Raw genomic sequence first — 8507 nt, 5'->3', positions numbered from 1 at the left:
ACCTGAAACCCCGGCCCGCACCCCCCTCATCCCGTCCGCCGGCGCGTCGCCGCCCTCCTCCGCCCCGGTGACCCAGGCCGTGATCCTGGCCGGCGGGCAGGGCTCACGCCTGCGCCCCTACACCGACACCCGGCCCAAGCCGATGGTCGAGATCCCCGGCACCGGCCTGCCCATCATCGGCCACCAGCTGGAATGGCTGGCCGCTGAAGGCGTGACCGACGCCGTCGTGTCCTGCGGCTACCTGGCCGAGGTGGTGCTCGACTGGCTGGCCACGGCGAGCCTGCCGCTGAAGGTCGACCCGGTGGTGGAGACCGAGGCGCTCGGGCGCGGCGGCGGCCTGAAGTTCGCCGCCGCCGCTCTGCCCCGCCCCGGCGAGCCCTGGTACGCCACCAACGGCGACATCTGGACCCGTTTCGGCCTGCGCGCCATGGCGGCCTTCCACCAGGAGCGCGACGCGCACGCCACGCTCGCCCTGGCGCGGCCCCGGCTGCCGTGGGGCACCGTCGAGGTCGACCGGTTCGGCAACGTCTCGGACTTCGTCGAGGCCCCGCCGTCGCCGTACCCGGTCAACGCCGGCGTCTACGTCTTCACCGCCGCGTTCACCTCGATGCTCCCCGACCGGGGCGACCACGAGCGCAGCACGTTCCCCCAACTGGCCCGCCGGCGCCGCCTGGCGGGCTACGAGCTGCCGCAAGGGGTGTACTGGCGCGCCATCGACACGGCCAAAGACCTGAACGAGGCCGCCGAGGAGCTGGCCGCCTTCCGCTCCGGCCGTGACACCCGGCGGTGACACCCCGGCGGCCCCTCTCCGCCGTGACGCCCGGCCTGTCACCCGGCCGAGGGGCCGGCTTGCTCCTGCCGGTTCCGCGCGGGCCGAACCCGGTCAGGTCGTACGGGGCGAAGGCCCGCCGCACGGCCGGCGGGCCGATGGCGGCGAAAGCGACGGTGGCGGCCAGTCCGGACACGCCAGGGCCCCCGTGGGTGGACATCATCACGCCCCGCCGTCCCGGGCCGGCGGCGGGGACGCGGGAGACGGCGATGGCGATGGCGCGCCCGCTTCTCATCCCCGACAAGTCGGTCGGCAGCTTCCCCACGGGCGGGACGGTCACGGGCGAGACGGTCACGAGGGGGTGGTCACGACCAGCCGACGGCCCTGCCCAGCGGGGACTCGTCGCCCGGACTCAGCGGCCCGGCCAGGAACACCGGGGCCTGCGCCATGAACCGCGGCCGCTCACCCAGATGCTCCTGCGCGGCGTGGACCGTGAACGGATGCACCACGTACACATCTCCCGGCAGACCCGTGGCCAGCTCGACCGGCCGCTCGCGCCCCGTCGCGTCCAGCAGCGGCCCCAGCTCCATCGGGTCGTGCACCTGCTCGTCCAGCACCGCGGCCACGTCCCGCTGGCTGCCGGCGCGGATCCTGGTCGGCGCGTCATGCGGCCCCACCTCGGAGAACAGCACCAGCAGCAGCAGCGTCTGCGGCCGCCCGCTCACCCCGTAGCCGCCGTCGGGCAGCACCGTGTTGGCGTCGATGTGCCACCCGCGGTCGGCGGCCGGCGCCACCCGCGGGAACCGCACCGGGATGTTGCCGGCGCTGCCGCGCGGCACCCACCGGCCGTGCCCGGCCACCGCGTCCAGCGCGGCGCGCAGCCGCCCACTGCCCATGATCTGCCCGAACGGCCCCTCACCGGTCAGGTCGGCGGTCCACACCACCGGCTTGGTCCACCCCGAAGGGTCGTCGGGTGACAGGCCGATACGCTGCCACAGCAGTGCCCTGGCCGCGTCGCCCACCTCGCGCGGCACGACCGCCTCGACCTTGGCGAAGCCGTGCTCGACGAACGCCTCGCAATCGATGACCTCCATGGCGAGCACGCTAGCAGCGCCGTCCAGCTATTTACCGTCCCTGGAGGCCCCGGGGGCGGCGCGGGCTCACACGAGGGCGAGCTGCGCAGCCCGCGGCCGCGGCGCGCGAGCCGGCGGCGCCCCGCAGACCATCCCGTACACCCGGCACAGCTGCGCGATCTGCCCCGTGATGCGCTCCTCGTACACGGCGGAGGGCAGGCCTGCGCGGTCGTAGAGCTCCTCGTAGCGCTCCACCAGGTGCGGATGCGCCCGCGCCAGCCACTGCGTGTACCACGCCCGGGTGCCGGGCGGCAGCCGCAGCACCACCGGCTCCACGGCCCGCGCGCCCGCCGCGGCGATGCGCCGCACGGTGGCCGTCAGCTGGTCGGCGGCGTCACTGAGCAGCGGCAGCACCGGAGCCATCAGCACCCGGCAGTCCACGCCCGCCTCCACCAGCGCCGACACCAGCTCCAGCCGCGCCTGCGAGCCGGGCGCGCCCGGCTCGACCGCCCGCCGGATGCGCTCGTCGACGAACGCGATCGACACCGCCACCCGCGCCCCCGCCCGCGCCAGCAGCCCGGCGTCGCGCAGCACCAGCGCGCTCTTGGTGTAGACGGTGAACGGCACCCCGGCTTGGGTGAGCGCCCCGATCACGCCGGGCATCAGCCGGTAGGTCTGCTCGGCCACCTGGTAGCAGTCGCCGCTGATCCCGACGGCCAGCTCCCGGCCGTCCCAGCGCGCCAGCTCCGCCCGCAGCCGCGCCACCGCGTTGGGCTTGACCACGATCCGGGTGTCGAAATCGCCGCCCGCGTCCAGCCCCAGCCGCCGGTGCCCGCCACGCGCGCCGCAGCCCAGGCAGGCGTGCGCACAACCCCGGTAAGGAGAAAGCGCCCACTCCTGGGTGATGCCCGCGGCCTGCGGCACCCGCTCGATCATCGTACGGGCCTGCAGCTCGTAGAAGTCGCCGCGCGCCACCGCGCGCCGCTCGATCAGCGGGCGATCGTCGGCGGCCTCAACCAGCGAAAGCGCGTCCCAAGCCACACCCCCAGTGGAACACGTATTCGACAGCGTTTTCAAGCGATTCCCGCACACCGCCGGTACACCCGGCGGCGCCGGACGCCCCGGCCTGCACGCCTACAGTGGAGAACCCGCACCACTCGTCATCTGGGGGACAACCGCCCATGGCCTGGCTCCTGCTCACCCTCGCCATCGCCTCCGAGGTGCTGGCCACCTCCGCGCTCAAACTCAGCAACGGCTTCACCCACCTCGGCTGGAGCGTCGTCGTCGCCGCCGGATACATCGTCTCCTTCGCCCTGCTGGCCCAGGCGCTGAAACTCCACCTCGAGGTGGGCACCGCCTACGCCGTCTGGTCCGGGGCCGGCACCGCCGCCATCGCTGTCATCGGCGCCCTGTTCCTGGGGGAGACTCTCACCCCGCTCAAGATCGGCGGCATCCTGCTCATCATCGGCGGCGTCGTCGTCCTCAACCTCGCCGGCGCCCACTGACCCGGCCGCCCGGCGATAACGTGTTGGCCCCCTCCACCATCCCTCCCTACACTGCCTGCGTGCTCAAACCCCATCTGCCCCTCACCACCGAACGCCTCACGCTGCGCCCCTTCACCCCCGGCGACCTCGACGCCGTGCACGCCTACGAAAGCCTGCCCGACGTCACCCGCCACCTCTACTGGGAGCCCCGCGACCGCGACACCAGCCGCGCCTTCCTCGACAAGAAGATCACCCACACCGCCCTCCTCGACGAGGGCGACGCGCTCGACCTGGCCATCACCCTGACCGGCAGCGGCGAGCTCATCGGCAACTGCCTGCTCATCTGGACCAGTAAGACCCACCGCCAGGGCGAGATCGGCTACGTCCTGCACCCCGGCCACCACGGCCACGGCTACGCCGCCGAAGCCGGCCGCGCCCTGCTCCGCCTCGCCTTCGACGACCTCGGCCTGCACCGCGTCATCGGCCGTCTCGACGCCCGCAACACCGCCTCCGCCCGGGTCCTGGAGAAACTCGGCATGCGCCACGAGGCCACCCTCATCGACAACGAGATCGTCAAGGGCGAGTGGAGCAGCGAGAGCGTCTACGCCATGCTCGACCGCGAATGGGCGTCGTGACCATCCACCACCTGGCCCTGCGCGCCGACTGGGACGGCGCCCTCCAGGCGGGGGAGTACCGCGTCTCCACCCTGGGCCGCACCCTCGACGAGGTGGGCTTCATCCACTGCAGCCGCGACATGGCCCAGCTGCGCGGCGTCCACGCCGCCTTCTACACCGCCGTGGCCGAGCCGCTGCTCGTCCTCGACATCGCCCCGGCGGGCCTGGACGTGCGCGTCGAGGACGGCTTCCCCCACCTGTACGGGCCGCTGCCGCTCAGCGCCGTCACGGCGGTCCGCCCTTTCACGCCCTGACCACCGCACCGGGGCTCGTGCCCGCGCTCGCCGTGCCCGCGGCCCGCCGGTGCGCGACCGGCGGGATCAGTCAAGGAGCTCGACGTACCCGTCGGTGCCGTGGACGCGGATCCGCTGCCCGTCACGGATCAACCGGGTCGCCTGTTCGACTCCCACGACGGCGGGCAGGCCGTACTCCCGCGCGATGACCGCGCCGTGCGTCATGAGGCCGCCCACCTCCGTCACCAGCCCGGCGACCGCGACGAACAGTGGCGTCCAGCTGGGGTCGGTGTAGGCGGTGACCAGGATGTCGCCCGGTTCGAGGTCGGCCCGCGTCATGTCCATGAGGACCCGGGCCCGCCCCTCGACCGTCCCCGCCGAGACGGGCAGCCCGGCCAGCGTGCCGGGCGGGGCGTCGGCCCGCCGGTAGCTGCCGGTGATGACCTCGCCGTCGGAGGTGAAGACCCGCGGTGGCGTGAGCGTCTCGTAGGAGCGGAACGCCTCCCGCCGTTCCTCCACGAGCGCGGAGTCCGCCTTGCCGGTGCGTACGACGTCCCGTACCTCCTCGAGCCGCAGGAAGAAGATGTCGTCGCGCTCGCGCAGGACGCCGGACCGGACGAGACGGCCGGCCTCGCGCAGCAACGCCTGCTTGTAGACGAAATAGCGGCTGATCATGCAGTACTTCGGGTATTCCCGGTATCCGGCGAAGGTGCGGACAAGGTCGATCATCCGCCCGGTCTCCCCGGCCTTGCCCTCCCCGTCGGGCAGGGCACGCAGCCGCCCCAGCAGCTGCTGCGCCGCGCGCCGCGCCTCCTGGCGGCCCTGTTCGAAGTGCCGCTCACCGGCGCCCGGCTCGAAGTTCCTCACGTTGCCCAGGATGGCGGGCACCAGCATGGCGGGCCGCTCGCTCCAGCGCGTCCTGGTGATGTCGATCTCGCCCGCGCAGCGCATGCCGTACGTGCCCAGGTAGCCACGGATGGCCTCACCCGCCTGCCGCCCGCCAGGCAGCCCGGACAGCTCCTCCAGCCAGCCGTCGCCTTCCCGGCCCTCGTCCGCCACCCGGTGCAGGAACGCCACGACCTGCGCGTGCGGACGCACGACGTCCGCGACCTCCAGCAGCGCCGGCCCCATCTCCGAGGTGACATTACGGGGGACCGACTGGGTGAGCACGTCGGCGGCGTTCTTCACGCCCAGCCACGCCTCGAGACGGTCGTTGAGCCACCACGCCGCCTCCATCGCCGCCATGATCACCCGGTGGCTCAGCGGATCGAACAACACCCGCCTGAGCTCCCCGATGTCGGCCACGATGAACTCCACCAAAGCCGGCCCCGACAGATCCTCGATCTCGCGCTTCAGGGTCGCCACGGACGATTCACCGCGCCGGATCAGCTCGGTGACGAGGTCCGGATCGGCCTCCACCGGATCGGCCGGCCCGCCGGCGGGCACGGCGGCGGGCACGGCGGCGGGCACGGCGGGTGAGGCGTCGTCGGGGAGCGAGGGCAGGAAGTCGCCGCGGTCCACGACGCTCTGCATCGCGTCCCGGATGAGCGGATCGGACCTGCCCAACGTGTCCAGCAGGCTCGCGCGGCCCGCGGGCGTCGCCAGCACGGGCGCCACGTCGACGAACAACCGCCCGCCCGCCTCGTGCATCGGCCGCGGGGTCGTCAGCTGCCACACCGACAGCCCCAGCGGCTTCATCGCGTCGGTCATCATCTGCTGGTGCCCGACGGACACATAGAGGTGGTTGTCCTCGTCATCGACCGCGGGCAGCGGGAACAGCGTGGTGATCGGCCGGCTCTGCACGATGTGGAACTCGCCGCCGGCCAGGCACCACTCGATGTCCTGGGGCCGGCCGAAGTACGCCTCGATGCGCCGGCCCAGCCGCACCAGCCGCACCGCCTGCTCCTGGCTCAGAGCCGGCTGCCGCCGCAGGCCCTCCTCCACGGCCACGTCCCGGGTGCCTCCCTGCGGCGACGCCTCGACGCGGCGCTCCTTGACGGCGACTGCCACGTCGACGACCTGGCCGTCACGCACCGTGTAGACGTCCCCGGCGACCACACCTGACACCAGCGCCTCGCCGAGCCCCCAACCGGCCTCCACCGTGGCGACCTTCCGGTTCGAGGTCACGGGGTCGGCGGTGAACACCATCCCGGCCGCGTCCGGGAACACCATCCGCTGCACCACCACCGCCATCCGCACCGTACGGTCGTCGATGCCGTTACGGCGCCGGTAGGTCACCGCCCGCTCGGTGAACAGCGAGGCCCAGCACCTGCGCACGTGCCGCAGGACCGCCGCCAGGCCCACGACGTTCAGGTACGAGTCCTGCTGGCCGGCGAACGAGGTGCCCGGCAGGTCCTCGGCCGTCGCGCTGGAACGCACCGCGCAAGGGGTGTGCTCCCCGAGCCGGGCCAGCGACGCGCCGACCTCCGCCGCCAGATCGCCGGGAATCTCGACGCCCTCGATCTCGCCGCGCAGCCCGGCGCTCAGCGTGCCGATCGCCGCCCGGTCGTCCGCGTCCACGCCCGCCAGCTCGTCCAGCCGGGCGCCCACCCGCGCCGCCCCGGCCACGACCCGCTGGAAGGCCTCCGTGGTGACGCAGAAGCCGTCCGGCACGCGGACGCCGTCGATACGCGACAGCTCACCCAGGTGCACTCCCTTACCGCCCACGTCCGCGAGATTCGCCGAGCCGATCTGCTCGAAACCCATCACGTAACCCAATTTCACTGCTCCATCGGTCGTCGGGCCGTTCGCAACGGGCAAGTATGAACCACTTTCCGATGTCTCATGAGGCGCGCCGCTCTGCTATAAAGTGAAGGTGGCGGGGACACGTGCCCGCCCCCCTTCCTCCGGCCGAGACCGCGACAGCTCGATGCCGTCCCCGCCGTCAACAACGCGGGCTTCTGGCCCGATCCGGCCGAGCGGCTTCACGAACTGCGCCGCCTGAGCCGCCTGCGCCGCCCGGTCGGCCGCATCGCGCTCGTTCAGCCAGCCGGCTGCCTCGGCGCCACCCGGGAGAGCACGGCCACGACCGCGGACCACGCACCGGCCCCGTAGCCATCCCTGGTGAACCCGCCACCGCCCTCCACCATCACGTCGGGGCGGGGGCGGAGCGCACGGCCAGCTGGTCCAGGGAGACGTCGAGCACGTCGGCCAGCGCGGCTATCGTGAAGAACGCCGGGGTGGCGATGCGTCCGGTCTCGATCTTGCGGAGGGTTTCGGCGGACATGCCCGCCGCCGCGGCCACCTCGACGATGCTGCGCTCGCCGCGGGCCTGACGCAAGGTGGAGCCGAGCTGCTCGCCACGGAGCCGCTCTTCAGGGGTCAGCGGAGGTCGCACCATGACCACCACTCTATACCCGGACACCGGTATAGTTATCGCACCGGCGTACTCGGGGTCCGGCGAACAGAGCCCGCCTCACCGGCCGCGTCAGGCGGTCAGGCCCGCGCTGATCAGTCGCCTGGACGCACCTCTTCCAGCGCGCCCTCACGGGCGGGCTCGATCAGTCCCTGAAAAGGTCCTGTTGCCGTGCTCCTGACCTTGGCGGGATCTCCTCCCACGCGCGGCGGCAGCATGCCGATGTCGGTTGCAAGGCTGGGCGTGAACGCGGGCGCGCAGGTTTCACAGCCGGGGGAGGAGCCGGTGCCGCCGCCGGCCGGGACCCGCCCGGCCGCGCACGAGCTCATCCTTCACGCCGTACGACGTGCGCTCGCCGAAGAAAGGAGAACGCCGCCCGGCGGCGTGCCCCCGTTCACCCGGAGCCGTCGCCCGGCTCGCCCCGCAGCAGGGGATGGGCCCGCATCGCCACCTCCAGCTCACCCGGCAGCTCATCACGGTAACGCCCCAGCGTCGACAGGTCACTGTGCCCCAGCACCCGCCGCACCGCGTCCATGTCGACCGCGTCGGCCAGCAGATGCGTCGCCGTCGTGTGCCGCAGCCCATGCGGCGTCACCGACCGCCGCTGATCCGGGTCGACCCGCGCCTGCACCCGGTCGATGACCGCCTGCACATCACCCCGCGCCAGCCGCCGCCCCCGCCACGACAACAACAACGCCTTGTCCTGCACCGCCGGCCGCCCCCGCGCCAGATAGTCCTGCAACACCCGCGCCACATCCTGCGGCAACGGCACGTCCCGCGTCCGCCCGCCCTTGCCGAAGATCCGCCAGTAGCGCACCCCGTCGTTGGTGAAGAAATCCTCCACATTGGCGCGGACCAGCTCCGACACCCGCGGCCCCACCGTCGCCAGCAGCAACACGATCACCGCGTCCCGCAGCTC

Annotated in this window: 10 protein-coding genes; 4 read left to right on the top strand and 6 right to left on the bottom strand. The window is 73.0% G+C overall.

Annotation, left to right across the window (positions count from 1 at the left end; all coding sequences use genetic code 11):
• The first annotated feature begins 67 nt into the window (after positions 1-67).
• On the top strand, positions 68-790 hold the full coding sequence (locus tag E1267_RS40770; RefSeq protein WP_342774950.1) for a nucleotidyltransferase family protein: 723 nt from the start codon (positions 68-70) through the stop codon (positions 788-790).
• Positions 791-1134: 344 nt separating this feature from the next.
• Here E1267_RS40770 and E1267_RS40765 read toward each other — a convergent pair whose 3' ends face one another.
• Together E1267_RS40765 and E1267_RS40760 are read right to left on the bottom strand one after the other, a co-directional pair.
• Complete coding sequence (locus E1267_RS40765; protein ID WP_132341185.1) at positions 1135-1863, bottom strand: phytanoyl-CoA dioxygenase family protein; 729 nt, start codon at positions 1861-1863, stop codon at positions 1135-1137.
• Between the two features lie 66 nt (positions 1864-1929).
• Positions 1930-2883, bottom strand: coding sequence for a radical SAM protein (locus E1267_RS40760; protein ID WP_246064634.1), 954 nt, complete (start codon positions 2881-2883; stop codon positions 1930-1932).
• A gap of 140 nt (positions 2884-3023) precedes the next feature.
• Between E1267_RS40760 and E1267_RS40755 the strand changes: the two genes are divergently transcribed.
• Genes E1267_RS40755 through E1267_RS40745 form a run of 3 tightly spaced genes read left to right on the top strand, consistent with a single transcriptional unit; the run spans position 3024 to position 4254 of the window.
• A complete protein-coding gene (locus E1267_RS40755; protein WP_132341183.1) occupies positions 3024-3347 on the top strand; it encodes a DMT family transporter in 324 nt (107 codons plus the stop codon).
• A 59-nt stretch (positions 3348-3406) separates the two neighbouring features.
• A complete protein-coding gene (locus tag E1267_RS40750) occupies positions 3407-3961 on the top strand; it encodes a GNAT family N-acetyltransferase (protein WP_132341181.1) in 555 nt (184 codons plus the stop codon).
• Positions 3949-4254, top strand: coding sequence for a DUF952 domain-containing protein (locus E1267_RS40745; protein ID WP_132341179.1), 306 nt, complete (start codon positions 3949-3951; stop codon positions 4252-4254). The genes E1267_RS40750 and E1267_RS40745 overlap by 13 nt, the downstream gene beginning before the upstream one ends.
• A 66-nt stretch (positions 4255-4320) precedes the next feature.
• Here E1267_RS40745 and rph read toward each other — a convergent pair whose 3' ends face one another.
• The 4 genes from rph to E1267_RS40725 form a co-directional block, all read right to left on the bottom strand.
• Entirely contained in the window at positions 4321-6957 is a 2637-nt protein-coding gene (gene rph, locus E1267_RS40740; protein WP_246064632.1) for a rifamycin-inactivating phosphotransferase, read from the bottom strand.
• Positions 6958-7321: 364 nt separating this feature from the next.
• Positions 7322-7573, bottom strand: coding sequence for a helix-turn-helix domain-containing protein (locus E1267_RS40735; protein WP_132341177.1), 252 nt, complete (start codon positions 7571-7573; stop codon positions 7322-7324).
• A 110-nt stretch (positions 7574-7683) separates the two neighbouring features.
• The gene (locus tag E1267_RS40730) at positions 7684-7917 is read right to left on the bottom strand and encodes a hypothetical protein (protein ID WP_132341175.1); all 234 of its coding nucleotides are present in this window, start codon (positions 7915-7917) and stop codon (positions 7684-7686) included.
• Positions 7918-7982: 65 nt separating this feature from the next.
• Positions 7983-8507, bottom strand: a 525-nt coding sequence (locus E1267_RS40725; RefSeq protein WP_165960083.1) for a tyrosine-type recombinase/integrase, incomplete at its 5' end; no start/stop codon positions are given.

The organism is Nonomuraea longispora (assembly GCF_004348345.1).
Taxonomy (GTDB): domain Bacteria; phylum Actinomycetota; class Actinomycetes; order Streptosporangiales; family Streptosporangiaceae; genus Nonomuraea; species Nonomuraea longispora.
Note: the sequence above shows the minus strand (reverse complement) of the source record. Positions and strands in the feature narration are given on the sequence as shown.

What these genes read in the sequence shown, in the direction of transcription:
- E1267_RS40765 (WP_132341185.1), bottom strand. Translation starts at nt 1,863, where the DNA reads ATGGAGGTCATCGATTGCGAGGCGTTCGTCGAGCACGGCTTCGCCAAG.
- E1267_RS40730 (WP_132341175.1), bottom strand. Translation starts at nt 7,917, where the DNA reads ATGAGCTCGTGCGCGGCCGGGCGGGTCCCGGCCGGCGGCGGCACCGGC.
- E1267_RS40755 (WP_132341183.1), top strand. Translation starts at nt 3,024, where the DNA reads ATGGCCTGGCTCCTGCTCACCCTCGCCATCGCCTCCGAGGTGCTGGCC.
- E1267_RS40735 (WP_132341177.1), bottom strand. Translation starts at nt 7,573, where the DNA reads ATGGTGCGACCTCCGCTGACCCCTGAAGAGCGGCTCCGTGGCGAGCAG.
- E1267_RS40745 (WP_132341179.1), top strand. Translation starts at nt 3,949, where the DNA reads ATGGGCGTCGTGACCATCCACCACCTGGCCCTGCGCGCCGACTGGGAC.